This window comes from Fulvivirga ulvae, from assembly GCF_021389975.1.
GTDB classification, from domain to species: Bacteria; Bacteroidota; Bacteroidia; order Cytophagales; family Cyclobacteriaceae; genus Fulvivirga; species Fulvivirga ulvae.
Genome location: NZ_CP089981.1, coordinates 6,598,810 through 6,620,295, shown reverse-complemented (window position 1 = coordinate 6,620,295; position 21,486 = coordinate 6,598,810). Strand labels below are relative to the sequence as shown.

The window sequence follows — 21,486 nt, the reverse complement described above, 5'->3', positions numbered from 1 at the left end:
AGTTCACTCCTTAAAGGTTCAAAATGAACCTTTGAGCATAATTGGAATTTACGGGTGGCACCGCCACATGAATAGAAATTGTATGATGAAAGTAAAAATGATGATCTCCATGTTTATCATGGCATGGAGCTCAAGCCAGCTTTTGGCCCAACATAATGATCCGGATAAGCTGCTGGACAATGCCGAAGTGGAAGCCTTGATGGAAGAGGGTGATATTCCGGGTATGAGTATTGTAATTGTACAAGACGGGCAGACCTTTATCAGGACTTACGGATACGCTGACCTCAATGCTGCAAAGAAGGTGACGCCGTTTACTCTTTTTGAATTGGGGTCGTGCAGTAAGGCTTTTACGGCGTTGGCAGTTACCCAATTGGCAGAGCAGGGAAAAATAGCGTTGGATAATAGCGTTTCCGATTATCTGCCCTGGTTTAAAGTGACCTACGAAGGAACCGCTCAAGCCATTACCATAGAGCAATTGCTGCATCATACTAGCGGCATCCCCTGGAATACTATTGCCAAAATTCCGGAAACAGACAAAGTAGATGCCCTGGAGCGCACGGTTAAATTATTGATAGGGCAGGAGCTGGACGATGTGCCAGGGACCCGCTATGAATACGCCACCATTAACTATGATGTACTGGCTTTAATCGTTCAAAAAGTTTCAGGGCAACCCTTTGAAATTTACCTTCAGTATAACATTATAGAGAAGCTGGGCCTTGGCAGTACATCCATCGGAGAGCCGGAGGATAGCAGTCAAATGGCAGTGGGATATAAAGTAGGCTTCTTTATACCTCAGGAATATGACGCTCCTGTTTACCGGGGCAATTATGCTGCGGGATATGTGATTTCAAATGCCAGCGATATGGCCAAATGGCTTACCTTCCAGATGGGGCTTGGAGACTCTGCTATGTACACCCTGGCGAAAGTGACCCACCGCAGGGACAGAACGGTTCCGCTGCATGGTATGGCCTCCTACGCACGAGGCTGGCATGTGCGGCTTGATGGTAGTGATGAAATATGGCATGAAGGAGTTAACCCCAACTTCTCCTCCTATGTAGCATTCAGGCCGGATGAGAAAACAGGTGTTGCCGTACTTGCCAACTCCAACAGCAAGTTCACGCCGTTGATTGGTCAAAGAGTAATGAAAGCCATGGCCGGAGAAGGTACACAAAGGGAGTTTGACCCGGGCGATGGAAATGATAAGGTTTATTCTTCCATTTCTCTTGCGTTGGTGCTTTACATACTTATCGTTATAGCATTTGCCATTTTGGCAATCAGGGCAATCTTTAAAGGAGAAAGGGCCTACAGTCCCCTTACCTGGAGTAAGTTGGGTAAATTTCTTCAGGCGCTGTTACTGGTCGTTCCATTTTTGTTCGCCTTCTACATATTGCCGGAAGCCATTGCAGGTTTTACCTGGCAGGCCATCCTGGTATGGTCTCCTGTAAGTTTCGCGGCATTGATAATTTTGACTTTGACAGCCATACTGGTCAGCTACATCACCTACTTCTTTACATTATGCTTTCCTCTTAAAAACCAGTATTTGGGCAAAGTCCCGGTGATATTGTTGATGAGTATTTTATCCGGCCTCTCCAACGTTATCCTGATCGTAATGGTAACCTCGGCTATAGGCGCTGACATTGAGCTCAGGTACATTGTGTTTTATTATGCCCTGATCCTGGGTGTATACCTGTTGGGGAGAAGGTTTGTACAGGTTAACCTTATCAGGTTTGCCCGGGGGTTGGTGTATGACCTGAGAATTGAGCTGATCGATAAAATATTCTCCACATCATACCAAAAATTTGAATCTATGGATCGAGGCAGAGTGTATACTGCCCTGAACGACGACGTTAACTATATAGGTGAATCTACCAATGTATTTGCCACCCTGATTACCAGCATAATCACAGCGGCCGGGGCCTTTATTTACCTGGCATCCATAGCTTTTTGGGCTACTTTGCTCACCATCTTTTTGATCATAGCCTTGTCAGGTATCTACTTTTTTGTGGGCAGGAGCACCAATGTCTACTATGAAAAAGCCCGTGATGAGCGTAATGTATTTATGCGTCTGATCAACGGAATGATCGACGGATTCAAGGAGATCAGCTTACATAGAAACAAAAAGCTGGCCTACAAAGAAGATGTGGCTATCAGTGCTGAACAGTATAAAAAGAAGATCTCCATGGCTGATGTCAGGTTTGTTAATGCCTTTCTAGTAGGGGAGTCATTGTTGGTGGTGTTGCTGGGGATGGTAGCCTTCGGCATGCCTGAAATGTTTCCGAATATAGAACTGTATGTTCTCATGAGCTTTGTGGTGATTCTTCTTTACCTGATAGGCCCCATCAATGCTATACTCGGAGCCATGCCCGCCATGATGCAGCTAAAAGTGGCTTGGAACCGCCTCAGGCAGTTCAGGGAAGAGATCCCCGCCAACCTTGACCTTAGCGTACTTCCGGTACCGACGCCCCCGCAAGTGCGTTCTGTCAAGATCAGGCAGGTGCGCTTTAGCTATAAGAAGGAGAATGTGGATGAACAATTCAGTGTTGGCCCCATTGACATGGAAGCCTATGCCGGTGAGATACTGTTCCTTATTGGTGGCAATGGCAGCGGTAAAACCACCTTTGCCAAGCTGCTGACCGGCTTGTACGAGCCCGACCAGGGCGAACTGCTGATCAATGATGAAGTGGTAGACAGTGCTGAAATGAGCGAGTATTTTTCTACCGTATTCAGCCCCGCATACCTTTTTGAAAAACTCTATAGCCATAATGTTGCAGGCCGTGAAGAAGAGGTAATGAGGTTGCTAAAACTCCTTCAACTGGACCATAAGGTGGTGATCAAAGACAACACATACAATACCATCGAACTTTCTGGAGGTCAGCGCAAAAGGCTTGCTTTGTTTCAGTGCTATCTGGAAGACTCGCCGATCTGCCTCTTTGATGAATGGGCCGCCGATCAGGACCCTGAGTACAGGAAGTTCTTCTACAGAACACTGCTCCCGGAAATGAAGAAAATGGGAAAAATAATCATAGCGATTACCCATGATGACCATTATTTCGATGTAGCAGACAGGATATATAAAATGAATCAGGGTAAGCTTGAGCCTTACCAAAAGGAGGAAACATTAACCTTATGAGCTGACTTTGAAATTTAGTAATGAATAAACCTTAAAGTATTCTTAAAGACCTAAAATAAAAGAGAGATGAATGAGACTGTTAAAAAACTGACCTTACCGATGACGGTGCAACTGGATGATATGAGTCCGGAAGAATTTATTACGTACTATAAGAGTAACCAAAGTGAAATTGAGAGGGATCTGCACGAAGTGGGTGCTGTAAAATTCCAGGGGATTCAGATAGAATCCATGGAGGTATTTCAGCACATTGTTAACTCCATAGCCAATAAATTTTTGGCATACATAGATGGTAATTCGCCCAGGACCAAACTGTCAGGCAACGTTTATACTTCTACCGAGTATGATAAAACACAGAGGATCACCATGCATAATGAACTCTCATACTCTGCCAAATGGCCTGCCAAATTATTCTTCAGTTGCATACAACCCTCAGACACCGGTGGCGAAACACTGCTGGCTGACAGCAGGGAAATATTGAACCACATGGATAAAGCCCTTGTGGATGAAATTGAAAGAAAAGGGGTAATATACATTCGTAATTTGCATGGAGGCAGAGGCATAGGGCCGTCATGGCAGGATACCTTTGAGACGGAGAGCAAAGAGCAACTGGAGGCTTATTGTGAGCAATATGATATAGAGCATCAATGGAAGGAAGATGGCAGCCTGAGATTAATCCAGAGAAGCAAAGGCATTATAGCACACCGAGGTAGCGGAGCACGCGTCTGGTTTAACCAGATAGACCAGTTCCATCCCAGCCATCTGGATAGTGAGATCTATGAAATGATGCAGCACATGTACGACTCTACGGAGGACTTTCCCATGTTCGTGAAATTTGGTGATGGCACACAGATCACCGAAGCAATGGTGAGGGAAATACTGGATACCACTGAGAAGCTGACCATAGCTCCGCCATGGGAAATAAACGAACTGCTGATCGTGGACAATGAATTGGCCAGCCATGGACGAAACTCCTTCACCGGCGAGCGGCGTGTATTGGTATCAATGACCGAATAATGGATCTGGAGCAAGATAATGTAATTGGCATCGTAGGGGGCGTTGGCCCCCAGGCCGGGCTGGCCATGTATGACTATATATTGCGCCATACAGAGGCATCTAAAGACCAGGACCATTTATCTGTGATTCTGATGTCATTTCCCCGGCATATACCTGACAGAACTGCCTTTTTGAACGACCCGTTGCACCCTAACCCTGCTTACAGCATTGCCAAGGTTATAGGTAAACTGGAGCAGGCAGGGGCCAGGGTGGTAGGTATTGCATGCAACACCTCATACTCACAGGAAATATATAGTGTGATTTTAGACGAGCTTAACAAAATGAACAGCCAGGTATCACTTTTAAACATGCCTAAAGAAACCTGCAGGTATATCAAAGCAAACCATTTGCATGTACGCAGGGTAGGGGTAATGAGTACTAACGGTACATACAAGTCAGGAGTGTACAAACACTTGCTGGAGTTGCAGGGGTTTGAAGTAGTGTTGCCTGATGAGGATTTTCAACAGAATGTGATCCATCGGATGATCTACGATGAGCATTTCGGTCTTAAAGCCAATCCCGATATGGTTAGTTTTGAAGCCCGGCAGTTGATGAGGAAGGCATTGGATTACTTTGCCGGTGAAGGCGCAGAAGCAGTTGTCCTTGGCTGTACGGAGCTGTCGCTTGTGGCCCCCTACGTGACACCGGATAAAATCATACTGGTAGATTCGTCCGAGGTATTGGCCAAGGCTCTGATCCGCGAATCCCTTGCCACCTGTATGCTGCAAGACAAAGGCAGGGCAGTCTTAACTTAGTATATTGAAGTATAGCCGCTTAAACTAATAACTTATAAAAACCAATCTGTAATATTATTTCTATGAACAACCTCGAATTATTCGTTGCTGTTACCATGGCCGTTATAGTAATTATGATGGCCGCCCAGATCTGCGGTAAGTTGATTACCGCTATTGGTCAACCTCGCGTAGTAGGAGAAATGATCTCAGGTGTACTGCTCGGACCCACCCTGTTTGGTAACTACTTTCCTGAGCTTTCCGCGAACCTTTTTAACAAAGAGGTGATGTCTGTCCTTTTTGTTTTGTGCAACCTGGGATTGTCCATCTACATGTTTCTCGTAGGTGCAGAGATCGATTATAAACTCTTTAAAAAATCTACCATAAAGCAGGCCGGAGCATTGTCGTTTACCGGTACACTTGTTCCCTTTGGACTGGGGGTAGTGGCAGCCGTCCTGTATCATGATACACTGGCTATGGAAGGTATAAGCCTCAGCACTTTTGGTATCTATATGGGTACAGCACTTGCAATCACCGCTTTCCCCATGCTGGCCAGGATACTCCATGAAAAAAAGCTCATAAACACCAAGATAGGGGCCTTATCCTTACTGGCAGCAAGCGTTCAGGATGTGATAAGCTGGATACTCCTGTCATTTGTTACCGCTATGGCTGTCAGCCAGAGCTATAGTGGCGGTTTTGTTACCCTTGGAGGGGCTTTTATATTTGTACTGGTAGTATTTGGCATAATCAAACCCATATTGAAGCAGGTGGCCAAGGCTACGGAAAAAACAGGCGAGCTAAGCCAGGCGCACTTTGCTTTTATACTTGTTTTGCTCCTGGGTGCAGCCTTGGCTACAGATGTTATAGGTCTGTATTCTGTTTTTGGCGGTTTTGTTTTAGGCCTCGCCATTCCCCGGACTTCCGGCATTATAGATACACTAACCGTTAAGCTGAAAGATATCGTTGTAGTGATGTTCCTGCCCGTTTTCTTTGCCTACTCTGGCCTGAGCACCAACCTGCTGGTATTTCAAAATCCCACGATTATAATACCAGGGCTGGTTATCCTGCTGTTTTCAGTTGTTGGGAAATACGGTATCTGCACAGTCACCATGAAAGCCACAGGATACACCTGGAGAGAATCATCAGCAATAGGAGGCCTGATCAATTCCAGGGGATTGATGGAGTTGCTGATCGCTAATATAGGTTTGCTTTACGGGGTAATAACCCAGGACCTGTTCTCGATACTTGTGCTTATGGCCATTGTGACTACCCTTGGAGCCATGCCTGTTTATAACCTGTCTATGAACACCCCGAAGCTCAGAAAACAGCACACCGGACCAAAAGTAGCACCCATGCATCTCCTTAAAAACGCTGAAAACGTAAATAAAGATGAACTTGAACCGGTACCTTGAAAAAAGTTTGTAAAAAAAATCAACGCCCCTATTGTTTTTAAATTACAGCCCATTATATTTGCACCTCCATTAACGAAATGGCCCGTTCGTCTAGGGGTTAGGACGCCAGGTTTTCATCCTGGTAACAGGGGTTCGATTCCCCTACGGGCTACAAATAAAAGGCTTGAATCTTTAGATTCAGGCCTTTTTTGTTTTGCCCCACCTTAACTTATCACGTCTTCCCGGACTTGATCCGGGATCTCCTTAACCTTAGCAGAATCTCTCTTTTACCAGTGAATTCATCCTCAATATACCCAAGGTTAGGTATTGACAAAGGCACTACAGGTTGACTAGATTTAAATTTCGCTCACAAACGTGAAAATGACTTTCGGAAAGTAGATTGTTTAGTTGGGAAAGTTTTATGTGAGATTGCTGAGCGAATTGATTAAATTGAAGTGCTTGTTATACCTGATTTTAGTCGTTTGTAAACGCTTGTGATCGGTTAAGTATTTGCTGTTCAGGTTATAGCGTGTGAATAGCTATATGTGAAATAACAAGCATACCGTTATATAGATGTTATGGGCAATTAAAGATGTACTCAATGATAGAAGAAGAAAGGCTAATTAAACTTATTGAAAAGGGAAATTCTGTTTTAAGTACTCATAGGCCTAATTCTCCTGGAGTTATTGGATTTCCTACATTAGATAGCGGCCAATTTACTGCCTGGAAAACTCAAGTATTAAGTTATCTCACTGCCAATTTGCCAGCTAACAGTCCTTATCTTGAATCATTTAAGTCAGATGTGGATAGAGGATACCAAAGTTCAGTAAAGCAAGGAATAGGCATTTTAGAATCAATCAAGGAGGATTTTAATTTAGGACTTTTGAAAACAGAATCATTTCCTGAGTTTGATCCATCGACTCCCCTTTTCAATATTTTTGACAAGTTCCATCAAGTAGTACGACAACTGCGGCATCGTTATGATTATAGAGAAACATTAAACGTCAATGATGAATATGATGCACAAAATCTATTACATTCTATTCTTCATTTATATTTTGATGACATAAGACCTGAAGAATGGACACCGAGTTATGCTGGGAAGAGTAGCAGAATGGACTTCCTATTAAAGGATTATAAAATTGTGCTTGAAGTCAAGAAAACAAGAGCCGGCTTAAAAGCAAAAGAATTAGGCACTCAATTAATTGATGATATTGCTAGATATGAATCTCATCCTGATTGTGAAACTTTGATATGCTTCACCTATGATCCAGAAGGTTTAATTGGAAATCCAAGAGGAATTGAAAATGATCTGAGTCGAGATAAAAATGGTTTAAAAGTAAAAGTAATTATTAGACCTTAAAAAAGCTCATAACACTAGCTAAAAATCATCGCCACCCTGTGGGATGGCGACGCTTTTTAGCCAAACCGTTATCCCAGATTAAATCAAAAAAAAATGGCAATTTCACAACAGAAGATAAGAAAGTTAAGTTTTACACTCCTAAAGAATCTCAGAGATTTTGAAATAGAATTTAAGGAAGTTGGCCTAACCGGTATATTGGGCCCAAATGGATGTGGAAAATCTACACTCCTTCACACCTTAGCTTGTGTGTATCAACCCAACGATGGTCAAAACTCCATCAACTATAAGTTTAGTCAGTTTTTCACTCCGACCAATCACTCTCCTTGGACAGGAAGTAAGTTTTCAATGATTCACGATTTTAGAGACAATGCTGAATTAAATACGGACGTCACAACAATCTACACTAAACAAGCTGACAGATGGGCACCAAAATATTCAAGAAGGCCCAAGAGATATGTCTCATTCATTGGGATAAGAACTTGTGTTCCTGCTATTGAACTAGAAACACAATTCTCTCGAATCACATTTAATACGACTCCACTTACTGATCAACAATCTCTTCAATTACTAAGATTAGGTGGACAGGTTATGAACAGAAACTACACTTCCATACAAAACCACTTATCAACCAAACAAAAAACCTATTTGGGATTAAGTCATGCCGGAGTGGATTACTCATCCTTGAATATGGGGGCTGGTGAACAAAGAATATTTCAAATAATTGGAGAGGTTATTAAATGTCCTAATTATGGCCTAGTTCTAATTGATGAAATTGACCTACTAATGCATGAAGGCTCGTTGAGTAGATTGTTACCTGTATTGAACGAACTAAGTATCAATAAAAATCTTCAAATCATTTTCACCACTCATAATCACAGCATTCTCGATAATTCTGATGTAGAATTCAAACATCTTCAGCAGACTCCTCCGAAAACAATATGTCACAATAACACCAATACTGAAGCGCTCTTCAGATTAACTGGCCAACAAGTTAAACCTTATGAAATATTCGCTGAAGATATTCTGGCTAGGTTCCTAATAAAACAAGTTGCACACGAGCTTGGAATAGCAAGACAAGTGAAGATTGTCGAATTTGGTGCTGCCTTCAATTGCTTCACTTCAGCAGCAGGAGCTGTGCTTAATCAAATTCCAAATTTGGATAATATGCTCTTCGTTTTAGATGGAGATATTTATAGGACTGAAGAGGAAAAAAGAACGCAAATAAATAAGGTACTAACTGGAAACATTGGGAATGTGCAAGATAGGAGAGAGCAAACTTTGAGCAAGATTAAACAATTCATACTCCCAGAAGACATCAACCCGGAAAGGTATTACAGGAATACAATAGTTGAAATCCCTAATGAAAACCTAAATCCAAAGCAATTAGAATTAAAGCAAATTTTGATTGATTTAGAAAACCCTCCCAATGATCATCTGTTTATCACGGAACTTGCAGAAAGGATAGGGCTAGAAGAAGGAGAAGTCCTGACACTTCTAGCAGATATGATCAGAATTACTCCAATTTGGAATGATTTAACTATTGAGGTGAATGATTGGCTGAGTGAAAAAATAGAAAACCAGGGATAACTAAACCTATAAGCAATAGCGTCCTGCGGGACCCTACTGCTCATAGCCGAACCGTTAAGTGAAAATTATTTAACATTTACCATGCCATTTTTTTGAAAACCTCAATTGCAGCCAAATCAGCTAGTAAAAGGTTCGATATTTGTCCCCGAGGGGCTACAAATAAAAGGCTTGAATCAAGAGGTTCAGGCCTTTTTTGTTTTATGCCCATCTTAATCATGACGTCATCCCGGACTTGATCCGGGATCTCAATCACAGTAGAATTTCTCTTTTGCCACTAAATTTTCTATTAATATACCCTAGGTTGGGTATTGACAAAGTCATTCGGTAATGATTAGTTTTAAATTTCGCTCACAGGTATAAAGATGACTTTCGAAAGGTATATTGTGCCATTGGGAAAGTTTAGAAGGAACTGTTGAGCGAAATGACTATATTAAAGCGCTGTTATATCCGATTACGGTCGTTTGTAAGCGGTTATTGTCGATTAATTGGTTAGTATACAGCTTTATGTAAAAAATATAATGTGTATATATGCAACGTTGCATATATACAATTGTTATCACCAATTTATGTCTCGACTTATTCTCATATTTTTAATTCTTTGTAGTTGTAGCAAGGAGTACAATATTCTGATTCAACGCACTTGGATACCAGTAAAAGTTGAAGATAGTGATGGTCAAAACTATGACTCTGAACTTCAATTATTTGCATTAACTTTTACTGACTCAGCTTTCCTCGTTTCACGAACGCTTGGAACGGCTCATGATAGAGTTTCAAAATACAATCTGAAAGGAGATAAACTCGAACTTACAGATTCTCAGGGTACTGGAGAAGTTGATATTCTGTCTTTAAATGAAGATAAATTAAAAGTACAGTTCGACTCTCTTAATATTGTCACTTACGTACCATTCCCTGTTCAAAAGCATGAAGATCAAACAGAAATGATCGATGATCTACTTTCAAATGAGTCATGGTATTTAGATGATCCTCAATTTGGTGCTAATGTTAAGATTTTAATCGAATTTAAAGATTCACTGGAAGATAGAATTGTACAACCAATTCTAAGAGATCAACTAAATGCCGCAGGTATTCATGCTTTTGAGCATGGTTATTCTGATTTTCATAGACGAGTAATTTGGGGAGTTAATTATTTTAATAACACCAACGTCTTATCAATATCAGAATTAGATGGTGGTGCTCTAAATAATGTGATTATTGTGACTGATATTTCAGATTCACTTATTAGGGGTTTCAAATTTGTTAATGGCGAACGCTTACCTATAAAATTGACATTAGTACAAAGCAATACTGAACAAATAATTGCTTCATTATCAAAAGACTGGACGCTAACTGGGTTTGAGGAAGTGAAAGACGAATATGGTGAATTTTGGAATTCATTCGGAGGGGTTGAAAAAGGAATCAAACTGTCTGATTTAGAAAATAGTAAGATTACATTTCATCTTGGTGAAAAGAATTTATTCGTAATTAAGGTTAATAATGATACTTTAACTCATGGATCATGGAGATTAAGTAGTTCTGGTCGATTAATTGAATTAACTAGTAGATATTTAGAAGATGGGAACAAACTGTTAAGAAATCATTTTTTATCTATCATCAAAATTGACTCGAATCAACTACAAATTTATAGAAGAGAAACTATAGAATCTTCGGAGGGTGAGTTTGCTAGATTGAGATTTATAGAAAATTATGAACCAACAGGTGGTAACATCACCTATGAATGAATGGGGTTTCATCGGTCAGGATACTTTCGTGGGAATTGAAAATCCCTGCTCCCCAGCTCTTCGACATTTGTAATGTCGAAGCTTTATCGTAGCGTTTGCAACGCGACACACAATGTGGCTCGCTAATCTGGCAGTATGGGATATGCATATGTAGTTCGAGATCGGCGGGTGGGTAGATGTATTTACACGTCCTAAGGTATGTAGAGATTTTTGTTGGCCAGTTTAAAGCATTGTCAAAAGGTAAAAGGCCTTGAAATATATGCGTGGGTTGAGTAAGGGCAGGTGTTGTGAGTTGTGAAAAAAGAAGAAGATTATTTGTTGAGTAGTGCCGGATTACAAATCCTACGATATAGTTTCGGGATTACAAATCCCGAATAGCTGGATAAATTTTTACAGTTAGTGTTAAAGTCTTGCAAAGCTGGATGCACTAAGTCTAGTTTATGAAACTACCAATTTTAAACATTCTGCACAAACCGAACATGACAGCCCCTTACTTCATTTTCTATTCCTGAATAATTTATGGGAAAGAACGAAAATGTGCCGTCTTTATTTATTCCCAATGCCATTATAACTCCAGAATCATTTTTCGATGAAGTTAAATAACAGGCTTGCTCTTCACCACTATTAAAAGGATATACACCTGATCGTGAAAATTTCAGAGACATTCCATAACTATCAATGCCATTATATTCGCTTATTAAGTGATTCCCTCTAGTGATTGAAGTATTCATATTTCTGTCAAGCAATATATTCCACTCTTCAATAGAAGGAATGTGCCATTCTGGAGGGGTGCTTTGCAAAAGTTCCTCGATCAATACAATTTTACCATCAAAATAATAGTCTTTACCATTAAATGGATTCTCTAGCAGAGGTTCATTTTCAAAAACAACGATTTTGCCGCCATAATTACCACTGTAATAGTCAGTTGCTGTCCATCTCTGATTATCAATTTTTACCCATGAATATTCTGTACCAGAAATGCTTCCTACTTCAAAAACCTCTTCATGAGGATTTACCTTATACTTTGTAATATTTAATTTAATAGATGTTTCTGGTTCCAAATTGTAATTCAGAATGTCAACTTCCTGATTTGAAATAAACCATAACACAACTTCAGTTTCGGTATCACATTGAATATAGAGATGCTTCTTTTGCATCTCGGAGTGAATCTCTGGCCATAATAATTGGGTAGATGCACTAACTAACACACTATTCATCTCAATATCTTCGTCAAACCAGCACTTACCTGATAAGGGTTTCCCAATGCTATAATCGATATTATCCAAATCAAACTGTAATCCAACTATTGACTTCAGATATTTCTCAGAGCTGGTGCTGAAGCTTACTCTGTAAATAAATGATCCTTCTGTAATTCTATTGATTTGTTTTTCCTGAACTCCATCTTCACTAATTCTATTAGTTAAACTATTATAACTGAGTGAAATTGATTCTATTGCTTTTTTATTTTCAAACTCAGTAGTCATTGGCTCAATATCATCTTTATTTTTGCATGAAACAGCTAAAAATATAAGAAGATATATGCCTTTGATAAATGTTTTCAAAAGTCCTTTTATGTTCGACATGGTAACATAAGGTTTAATTTGGTGTAAAATTAATAAGAATTAGTCGATTGCAGCCAAATCAGCCAGGAAAAAGTTCGATATTGATCCCCTTTCCACTACGAATAAAAGGCTTGAATCGTGAGGTTCAAGCCTTTTCTGTTTTGCGCACCTTAACATATTGCGTCATCCCGGACTTGATCCGGGATCTCCTCAATCTTAGCAGAATTTCTCTTTTACTACCAAATTTCCCCTTACTTCCCAGTAGAGTCTCTCGCAGAGGACGCTACGGCATTCGGAGGCACAATCTTCAATTATGGCAGGAGACCATTGCCGGGAGAGACGACGCTCAGAAAGGTAGCAACCTCTGCTTTAAGGCTATTACCTTCAGCCGGTGTTACCGAACAGTTAAGCTTTACCAAACTTTCAAAGTTTAGTAAAGCCGCAATTTAGCTTTGTAAGCTGTCATTAAATTTATCAACCAAAAAGTGCGTATTTGCCGTGCCCTACCTTCTTAACTTAATAGCATTGGAGGGGACTACAGGGGTGTTTTTAATATCTTATTTTGATCTAAATCTTCCAATATCTCATCATTAACCTCCCCCTCGCGCAAGTGTCCACTTGTGCTCACAAAGAAAATCCCTATCCGGGCAGAGCATCCGTTGGCTTAATATTTTATTAAACTTCCATAATGAATAGTTCATCATCAGCATTTCTAACATAAAGCAGACCATTATGCTCAACTATTTCAGATAAAGGGCTAGTTGGTGATTCATGAAATTCATGAATAAATTCTATCCGCTTATCAGCAATGTTCAAGAAACCCACCTTAACAGCATTTTTCTGTTCTCCTGCATACGAGTCTCGGTTATCAGCAAAATAAAAGCGATCACCAAAAAGCAGGTCTAAATGATGAGGGGTTTGCACATTGTGGAAAAATACTGTATTTGCCGGAACTCCTGATTCAATTTTCCTTTGATCCAAATTAACTATTTGGTAATTGCTCAATTGATTGTTGCTCCATATCGATACAAGAAGCCCCCTGGCCAAACTCAAGGAATAGATAGGGTGAGAAATTTCTTGCTCCCATACTTTCTCTCCAGACAAATAATTGAGAACAGTTAACAAAAACTTTCCTTCCCTGAGAAGAGTAAAGACGATCTTATCCGTCCATTTGAATATGGAAGGTAATATAGTCTCTTGTGGGAGACATTGATATTCGAAGTACGTCCCATTATCAAGAATATTGGAACAACGGAAGTAGTCGATTTCATCGAAGGCCCATGCTTTAAAATTCAATCGGCAATCAAAATCCAGAAACTTGCCCCAAAAATTATCAGTTTCAGAAATAACTCCATCTCGCTCTTCGACATTTGCAATGTCGAAGCCTTATCGTAGCGTTTGCAACGCGACACACACATACATAAAAAAGGATTAGTAGGGTTTTCAACGTGGCTCGCTAAATTAGCAGTTTAGGATATGCATATGTAGTTCGAGATCAGGGGGCTGTACATTATGTGACCTTTACAGTGCATCAGTGGGTAGATGTATTTACACGTCCTGAGTATGTAGAGATTTTTGTTGGTCAGTTTAATGCATTGTCAAAAGGTAAAAAGGCCTTGAAATATATGAGTGGGTTGTGTAAGGGCAGGTGTTGTGGCGAAAGAAGAAGATTATTTGTTGAGTAGTTCCGGAGATTTTTATGGAGTTCGTAAAGGAAGGCTGGAGTTGAGTATTTTTGGTTGAGGGGCGTCGGATTACAAATCCTACGATATAGCTTCGGGATTGCAAATCTCGAATAGCTGGAAAAAAAGGAAAATGAATAACAAAATGACACGCCATTATCGGCTATAGCAAATGTAGGCTGACTATAAAAAGAGCTGTCTATTATAGTTTAGACAGCCCTTTGCGTTTCAGGTTTAAAATATTTCTTATGTTATTCTACAATGATCTTTTTGGTCGTAGTTTTCTTGCCGGAAGTTACATTTACAAAATAAATGCCTGGTGACAGTTTATTTAGTTTTATGCTTTGGTTCACTCTGGCAGAACCTTCCGATACCTGGAGCTTCATAGTTTCTAAAACCCTTCCGTCCATGGTCATAATAGTGATTGTGTAAGACGACGATTGAGGGTTAAACACTTGTAGGTTAATAATGTCATTCGCCGGGTTAGGGAAGGCTACAAAGTTTAACTCTCCCGAAAGTTCTTCCTGGTTAAGGACACGTGAATTTATATTCGCGGTGCAGGGACCAAGATCTTTCCACCAATGTGCTGCGGTGCCTGGAGTAACATTGAAAAGATTATCAGAAAGAGACTCATAATTATGGCCGCTATAACTTACAATGTCACCGTTCATATAGTAGTTTGGATAAGGGCCATAAGCCGGAGCACATCCACCTGTACCGTCATTACAGCTTCCTGTGGAGTTGTAGGTTGCCTGATCGCAGACAATAGTAAAGCTGCTTAATTCATCACCGGAAGTTTTACGGGCTTGCCACTGGCTTCCTACGGTAGCACTTGTAGCGTAAGAACCTCCTGCATTGGCAGATCCTTTTAAATCGTTGTTCTGATAATACTCCAACGCACAATCCGTATTATTGGTAAAAGTAACATTTACAGCATCGCCATCGGAGCATCCGTTATCATCGCATTGTCCTGAAGAGCTGTAGGTGGTCTGATTACAAGCAGTTATAAAGCTGTCGATCAGGTCGCCGGAAGTTTTACGGGCTTGCCACTCGCTTCCTACCGTAGTATTTGTCGGATAAGAACCTCCTGCATTGGCAGACCCTTTTAAATCATTGTTTTGATAATACTGCAATGTGCAATCAGTATTATTAGCAAAGGTCACGTCTATAGGATCGCCGGTATTACACCCAACATCACCGGAAACGAAAATATCACTTACCGAGTAAAATGCCTCATGGCTATGGGTGTAGTCTCTTTGCCAAACGCTTACTAAGGCAGCTCTTTTACCGGCATAAGAATCAGGGATATATGACCTGATTGTAGTAAATGGTTCTGCAGGCCTTTTTCCAACATGGCCAATTTCTATCAGGTCATTCCATCGCAATGGTTTTGTGGGATCCCAGTTTAATTGAGTGATATATACCTTATAATATTGTGTCAGGTGAGGCGCTGTATTTTTCCATTTCACATCGATATAACCATAGTTAACCGTTGTTGCCGGCCAATCGGTGGTTAGCGCATCAAGACAGCTAAAGTCTGCCGGGCCACCGTTACCACCGCTGGCAATTTGGCCGTCAGGAACATAAGCCGGGTGATTTCCATAATTGGTATGGGGTTGTAAAACGCCCATCCAGTTATAAACGGCATCGCCACAGGGTTCGCAAACAGGGCTGGAGTTGGTGTAGCAATTATAGATCCTGCTTGGAGGGTAGATAACTGTACCATGTGAGTATACATATTGAGAAGTACCCAATAAGCAAAGAAATACGAGAATTTTAAGTGTTTTTTTCATGATAGTGAAGGTTTAGTCAGAACGGTTTAATAAAGGTTTTATCTGCATTTACCATTAAGATTGTAAATACAGAAGCCAACAATAGAAACAAGAGACAGATTACGGAGTATCCGTACTTAGACAGGCGTTACAGGGCAAAGGCCCTCTTTTGAGTTGTAAATTTACATGCATGGTCGGTTTAGGTTTTGGTTTTTAGAATTGACAGCCCGTTTTGGCTACCATTGGTCGGTTAATAATGTCGCTTTTTTTAAGCGTTCGTAAAAATAAATTCGCTTAATGGAGGAGTTTTAAAGCTGAAGGGAGTTAACCTATCTCTAATTAATTTTTAAGACCTGCAATAACTTTCCCTATAGACTCCCTTTTCACCTTTCCCGCCCCTCACGCAAGTATCCACTTGTGCCCACAAAGAAAGTCATGTCTGAGCAGGGCGACCGCCCGGTTCTAATCTCACCAAGCTGCTTTGAAATGCCCGAGAAACCAAGCTCAAGCTACCAACCATAAACAAGCTTGAGGAGCAGAGGCGTCTTAAATATCTCCATGCAGACAACGACCCCCGGTTCGAAGACTGGGAAAGTAATAGGTACAAGTAAAGCTACCACTGAACACTTGTCTCATTGCGCATACCTACCTCTAAAGTTATTCCTGTCCATGTTATTTTACGCTCAATATACCCAAGGTTGGGTATTGACTCTATTGTTATATTCTCATAGCTTTAGACATTACTAAGAACCTGGAAAGTCAACGTTCCCTCACCAGATATATTTTGCGTTACTAAAAACTGTGAATAAACAACCTATTCGCAGATATAAATGAATTTGGGCTTACAAATCACTATGTGCTTTGGTTGTCAATAATTTGTTCATTTAAATAGTCTTTAAATGAAATAATATCGAAAAGTAACTATCTCAACTAAATACCTAATACTATGAAAAAGTCTATTAATCACCTTGCCACTGTTTTTATGATTTCCCTGCTTTCAATCTTCATGATCTCCTGCGAGGAAGAGAATGAGGTTTTACAAGATCAACTGGTACAATTTGGTTTTAGCGTTAACGACGACGGCTCCACGAATGGGAGAGTTGAAGATCTAACGTTGACGAACATTCGCATAACCATTAAAGATGCCATGGGCACTGTTTTATATTCTAACAAGAGCATACCGCTCTATAAATTTGGCAACCGATATACTACGGACCCCATTACCTTTAAACCAGGAACCTACACTATTACCAACTATATTGTCGAAGATACTAATTCCGGGATGGTCTATGCTACTCCTTTTGAAGGAAGCAAATATGCCTATTTAGTATCAGATCCTCTACCCATAAACTTCACTGTTGTGAAAGATGAGATCAACAATGTCGCTCCGGAGGTTTTATTAGCTGATAATGCCAATCCGCTTGACTTTGGCTATGCTGCGTTCTCGGTCGAAGAGGTGGAATTTTTCAATATTTACGTCACTGCTTTTGCTTTAAACAATTACAATAAATACCAGCTCACAGATGCTACACTTCAAATATATGCAAGACCAATGTACGGGCCACTTCAGCTTCGCTCGGAATTAAATCTTCAAAAACGCACAAATGTGATTCCTATTTCATTTGCCTATAGATATTATGAACTAAAGATAATAAAACCAGGGTATCAGGATTTCACACTTACCTCCGGCGTATACAATTTAGAAGAATATTCTACAGAGCCTTTAACTGTAATTCTTGAAAAAATATAAGTCATCAAAAAATACTATCCCGATCCGATTCTAAGTTTTTAGGGGTTGAGATCGGGATAGCTTTCCTTGTAAATTCCCTCGCCTCTCGAGCAAGTGTCCACTTGTGCCTGCAAAGTTAGACTCCGTTCACATACTTTTCTGATTGATAAATCAAAATTTTAAAATGTCAGCTTACGGAGCTAAATTGTGCCTTTACTAAACTTCTGAAAGATAGCTAAAGCTTTACTGTTCCGGAGCACAGACTGAGATGATGGTCACCCGGCAAAGGGGTTTTGACTCTGCTACCGCTTCAGTCTATTAAATGCAGGGTTAATTCATTTTCAATCAATCTTAATTGTATTGGAAGGGAGCAAAGCGATAACCAAGCATTCCTGTGGTTATATTACAAATGCTTGGTTATTAAAACTGTAAAACTTCGGCTTACTTAAGGACGATGATATCCCATCAAGCCAGGGAAGGTGCCGGTGGTGGTTCTCCAGCTAAAGTCCTGTCCATTCCAGTTGGTTTCGCTTATATGAATTTGACCGGTACTGGGATCGCGCCATTCTACAAAGGCCATATGTCCCCATTGGGTTCCTGTATTAAATATGGCTACATCCCCATATCTTGGAACATGGCCACTGGAAGTATTAATCATACTCAATTTTGCCGAGTATGTTGAAGCATCAAATCCCCACTGGCTGAAACCTCCCGCAGCTAATCTACAGGATACATAAAGTGTGCAGTTGTCAGGATATGCATACCTGCATTCCCCGGGCAAAAGGCGTGCATCATTTGAGGACTCCTTGCCAGGCTGGGTATTCCGTTCACTGAGTGCAATTTCCTGATCCGGGGTTTTTACTTCAATAGTTTCCTCACTACATGCCAAAAGGGCTAAAAACAAACATGCGAAAAAAAGGTTTAAGGTTGTTTTCATTAGTTTATTTGGTTGATTTAATGTCTACTCTATTTGTAGGATTTTCGACTTACTCCTAAATAAAATTAATAATTACACTTTAATTAATTCAATAAATGATCATTAATTATGGTAAAAAGTATTATAAATATTTTTTAGATTAATTTACTTGTCTGATTGATAATGACTTACGGGCCTGGTCGGTTCTTCAGGTGTTTAATCCTGCCAATTGCCGGAATTTTTATTTTATAGCCTATTATCCCTTTCATTGGATATTCAATATTTGTATCATTCTTGCCCTTTGGACAAAACAAAGTGCAAATTGATGATCAACTTCCGTATTTTAAATGTTAAAACTACCAGGAGTAACCCATAAAAACATATGACAGTAAATATTAGACAAGAAAAAGAGAGCGATTATACTGCAGTTTTTGATCTGATAGAAGAGGCTTTCAGAACGGAACCCATGAGCGATCATGCCGAGCATTTTCTGGTAGAACGTTTAAGAAAGTCGCAGGCCTTTATTCCGGAATTGTCCATAGTGGCCGAAATGGATAAAAGGGTTATTGGACATATTTTGCTTACCAGAGTTACCATAGAAAACGAAATGGATAAATTTGATTCCCTGGCACTAGCACCCGTTTCGGTACTTCCGCAATACCAAAAACAAGGAATTGGAGGTATGCTGATTAGATATGCGCACGGAAAAGCCAGAGAATTGGGATATGGTTCCGTGGTACTTCTCGGACATGAAAAATATTATCCGAAATTTGGATACAGGCCGGCAGAAAGTTTTGGTATTCAATTGCCCTTTGATGCTCCAGGGGAAAACTGTATGATCATAGAACTTATGATAAACAGTTTGGACGGCGTGAAAGGTATAGTAGAATATCCCGAAGAGTTTTACCGGTAAAACTCAGTTTAATTAGGTCAAAGTCACTGTTGATATCCATTCTAAAAAAAACGGAAATATCTGTCACGCATAAGCCATTTTATTTGTCTCAGATATATAACATCCAAAACAAACAAAAATGATAACTGTAAAAGTAACCTACACTGTAAAAGCGGAATTTGTAAATAAGAACCAGGAAAATATCAATCGTTTTATGGTTGATTTCAAAAAAATGAATACCAGAGATTTTCGTTACATGTCTTATATATGCGGAGATGGGAAAACCTTTGTCCATATATCCCATTACAAAAACGAGGAAATACAAAAACAACTACTTCAGGTGCCTTCGTTCCTGTCTTTCCAAAAACAACGGGATGACAGTGGTCTGGAGGGCTCTCCGGAAATTGAGGTAATGAAATTAGTTGCTTGCTCCGAAGAGCTATTTAACCATTAAAATTATATTTAACAGAACTTAACAGAGGCTTTATCAACTGTTAAAAGATTGGTAAAGCCTGCCTTGGCAGGATTTTATGTATGACTAAATTTATCATGTGCTCCTCATACTACTTACTTATAAACCCTCCAAAACCATATCAAAAATTCATTAAGAAACCGAAGGTTCAAAAAGTAAAAATAACCCTGTCTTAAAGTTGACTTAATCGAAAGTTCACAATGAACCTTCGACTTGGTATTTTACTTCTGTTCCGTATTTAGTCAAAAACCGAAACCGTTACCGCAATGGTTTGAAATGAAAATGTTCAAAGGTTCAAAGTGGAAGTTTGGACACAGGTCTAAAGACACTTTTTAGTTGCCCTGAATCACTCCCGTCAAGAGGCTGAAAAAATTACATGTTTAACCATGTAATGTGGATTTTAGCCGAATTTGGGGTGTTTTTTCCCTCACAACACAGGGGTATTCGAGCCCAGGTTGGAGATTTTTCGAGCCTTAAATCCTAATTTTGAATTGATCTAAACAAAAATAAATGCCTGTTTTTCTCTGAAAATATTGCCCGGAAACGAGCCAATTCTAACTTTCAATAAATGGCGGTATCTCTCGGAAAGTCAGAGGAATAACCCTGCAGAAAGTGCTTTTGTCGTACGTCATATGTGCGCAAAACAAGTAAAACAGGCCGAAAAAAACTTAGATAATATTTGTTCTGGGAATTTGGAAAAAAAGGAAATATGATTCATCTTCAAAGCTCATATGCTTAAAGGAAATTTGAAGGAAATGACCCAATCCTGTCAAATTCATCTTCTACGATTTCAGTTTTTTTAGTCAAATGCATGCTTGCTAATTGACCAAGCGAAGCTGTATCAAGTCAACTTTAAAAATTATGCCCCATAGCCCCAAGCAACCATTTCGGATGGATGTCAGTAATGATATGTCCGAACTGAAGCAAAAAACAAGTTGGTATATCTTTTACACCGCCCCACGAGCAGAAAAAGTGGCTCAAAGGGAGTTATTGATCAAAGGCTACGATGTCTTTTTGCCAATAACCAAAACAATGCGGGTCTGGAACAACCGCCAGAAGAAAATAATAGATCAGGTGCTTTTTCCCAGCTACATTTTTGTGAACACACAGGAATGTCAACTGTATAAGATCTGCCAGACCCGTAAAATCACCACCTATATACATTGTGGAGGGAAACCTTCAAAAATCAGCCGTAAGTGCATAGAAGGCATAAAGCGGATGATCAACCTGGACCAGGAACTCTCAGTAGTACCTGATTTTAGTAAAGGTGAAACAGTGGAGATAATCAGTGGCCCGCTGGCAGGCTATGAAGGCGTGCTCCTGGAGCAGCAATCCAAAACCAAGTTTGGCATACGCCTCAATGCTATTAACCAGACAGTGTTCATTGATATCTGTAGAAATATGGTCAAAAGGAAGCACGCATTCGAAAAAGGCACTTTAACATCCTGATTGCCAGTCGCGGCATAC

The 21,486-nt window shown here is 40.1% G+C and carries 15 protein-coding genes and 1 tRNA gene; 12 read left to right on the top strand and 4 right to left on the bottom strand.

What is annotated here, in order from left to right:
• Nucleotides 1-82: 82 nt before the first annotated feature.
• The 8 genes from LVD17_RS27065 to LVD17_RS27030 all read left to right on the top strand — a co-directional run bounded on the left by LVD17_RS27065 (nucleotide 83) and on the right by LVD17_RS27030 (nucleotide 10,994).
• Complete coding sequence (locus tag LVD17_RS27065; RefSeq protein ID WP_233763342.1) at nucleotides 83-3,130, top strand: cyclic peptide export ABC transporter; 3,048 nt, start codon at nucleotides 83-85, stop codon at nucleotides 3,128-3,130.
• A 66-nt stretch (nucleotides 3,131-3,196) separates the two neighbouring features.
• Nucleotides 3,197-4,144 (top strand): TauD/TfdA family dioxygenase, encoded by a 948-nt coding sequence (locus LVD17_RS27060; protein ID WP_233763340.1) that lies wholly within the window; start codon nucleotides 3,197-3,199, stop codon nucleotides 4,142-4,144.
• Nucleotides 4,144-4,938 carry an aspartate/glutamate racemase family protein gene (locus LVD17_RS27055; protein ID WP_233763337.1) on the top strand — a complete coding sequence of 265 codons (795 nt, stop codon included), beginning with the start codon at nucleotides 4,144-4,146 and terminating at the stop codon, nucleotides 4,936-4,938. Before LVD17_RS27060 ends, LVD17_RS27055 begins: the two co-directional genes overlap by 1 nt.
• Nucleotides 4,939-5,000: 62 nt before the next feature.
• Entirely contained in the window at nucleotides 5,001-6,326 is a 1,326-nt protein-coding gene (locus LVD17_RS27050) for a cation:proton antiporter domain-containing protein (protein WP_233763335.1), read from the top strand.
• A gap of 79 nt (nucleotides 6,327-6,405) precedes the next feature.
• Nucleotides 6,406-6,477 (top strand) — tRNA-Glu (locus LVD17_RS27045).
• Nucleotides 6,478-6,906: 429 nt separating this feature from the next.
• Nucleotides 6,907-7,668 (top strand): PD-(D/E)XK nuclease domain-containing protein, encoded by a 762-nt coding sequence (locus LVD17_RS27040; RefSeq protein WP_233763320.1) that lies wholly within the window; start codon nucleotides 6,907-6,909, stop codon nucleotides 7,666-7,668.
• Nucleotides 7,669-7,761: 93 nt separating this feature from the next.
• The gene (locus LVD17_RS27035) at nucleotides 7,762-9,255 is read left to right on the top strand and encodes an AAA family ATPase (RefSeq protein ID WP_233763318.1); all 1,494 of its coding nucleotides are present in this window, start codon (nucleotides 7,762-7,764) and stop codon (nucleotides 9,253-9,255) included.
• Between the two features lie 566 nt (nucleotides 9,256-9,821).
• Nucleotides 9,822-10,994: a hypothetical protein gene (locus LVD17_RS27030; protein ID WP_233763316.1), complete on the top strand. Its 1,173-nt coding sequence runs from the start codon at nucleotides 9,822-9,824 to the stop codon at nucleotides 10,992-10,994.
• A 455-nt stretch (nucleotides 10,995-11,449) separates the two neighbouring features.
• Here the strand turns inward: LVD17_RS27030 and LVD17_RS27025 are convergent, their stop codons facing one another.
• From LVD17_RS27025 to LVD17_RS27015, 3 genes are all read right to left on the bottom strand, one after another.
• Nucleotides 11,450-12,577, bottom strand: a complete 1,128-nt coding sequence (locus LVD17_RS27025) for a fibrobacter succinogenes major paralogous domain-containing protein (RefSeq protein WP_233763314.1) — start codon at nucleotides 12,575-12,577, stop codon at nucleotides 11,450-11,452.
• A 654-nt stretch (nucleotides 12,578-13,231) separates the two neighbouring features.
• The gene (locus LVD17_RS27020; RefSeq protein ID WP_233763312.1) at nucleotides 13,232-13,852 is read right to left on the bottom strand and encodes a hypothetical protein; all 621 of its coding nucleotides are present in this window, start codon (nucleotides 13,850-13,852) and stop codon (nucleotides 13,232-13,234) included.
• Nucleotides 13,853-14,489: 637 nt separating this feature from the next.
• Complete coding sequence (locus LVD17_RS27015; protein ID WP_233763310.1) at nucleotides 14,490-16,031, bottom strand: lytic polysaccharide monooxygenase; 1,542 nt, start codon at nucleotides 16,029-16,031, stop codon at nucleotides 14,490-14,492.
• Between the two features lie 925 nt (nucleotides 16,032-16,956).
• Here LVD17_RS27015 and LVD17_RS27010 point away from each other — a divergent pair.
• Nucleotides 16,957-17,760 carry a hypothetical protein gene (locus LVD17_RS27010; RefSeq protein ID WP_233763308.1) on the top strand — a complete coding sequence of 268 codons (804 nt, stop codon included), beginning with the start codon at nucleotides 16,957-16,959 and terminating at the stop codon, nucleotides 17,758-17,760.
• A 424-nt stretch (nucleotides 17,761-18,184) separates the two neighbouring features.
• Here LVD17_RS27010 and LVD17_RS27005 read toward each other — a convergent pair whose 3' ends face one another.
• Nucleotides 18,185-18,676 carry a CHAP domain-containing protein gene (locus LVD17_RS27005; RefSeq protein ID WP_233763305.1) on the bottom strand — a complete coding sequence of 164 codons (492 nt, stop codon included), beginning with the start codon at nucleotides 18,674-18,676 and terminating at the stop codon, nucleotides 18,185-18,187.
• A gap of 361 nt (nucleotides 18,677-19,037) precedes the next feature.
• Here LVD17_RS27005 and LVD17_RS27000 point away from each other — a divergent pair, with 361 nt between their 5' ends.
• From LVD17_RS27000 to LVD17_RS26990, 3 genes are all read left to right on the top strand, one after another.
• Entirely contained in the window at nucleotides 19,038-19,568 is a 531-nt protein-coding gene (locus tag LVD17_RS27000) for a GNAT family N-acetyltransferase (protein WP_233763299.1), read from the top strand.
• A 118-nt stretch (nucleotides 19,569-19,686) separates the two neighbouring features.
• Complete coding sequence (locus LVD17_RS26995) at nucleotides 19,687-20,001, top strand: hypothetical protein (protein ID WP_233763297.1); 315 nt, start codon at nucleotides 19,687-19,689, stop codon at nucleotides 19,999-20,001.
• 879 nt (nucleotides 20,002-20,880) lie between these two features.
• On the top strand, nucleotides 20,881-21,468 hold the full coding sequence (locus tag LVD17_RS26990; protein ID WP_233763288.1) for a UpxY family transcription antiterminator: 588 nt from the start codon (nucleotides 20,881-20,883) through the stop codon (nucleotides 21,466-21,468).
• Nucleotides 21,469-21,486 lie beyond the last annotated feature (18 nt).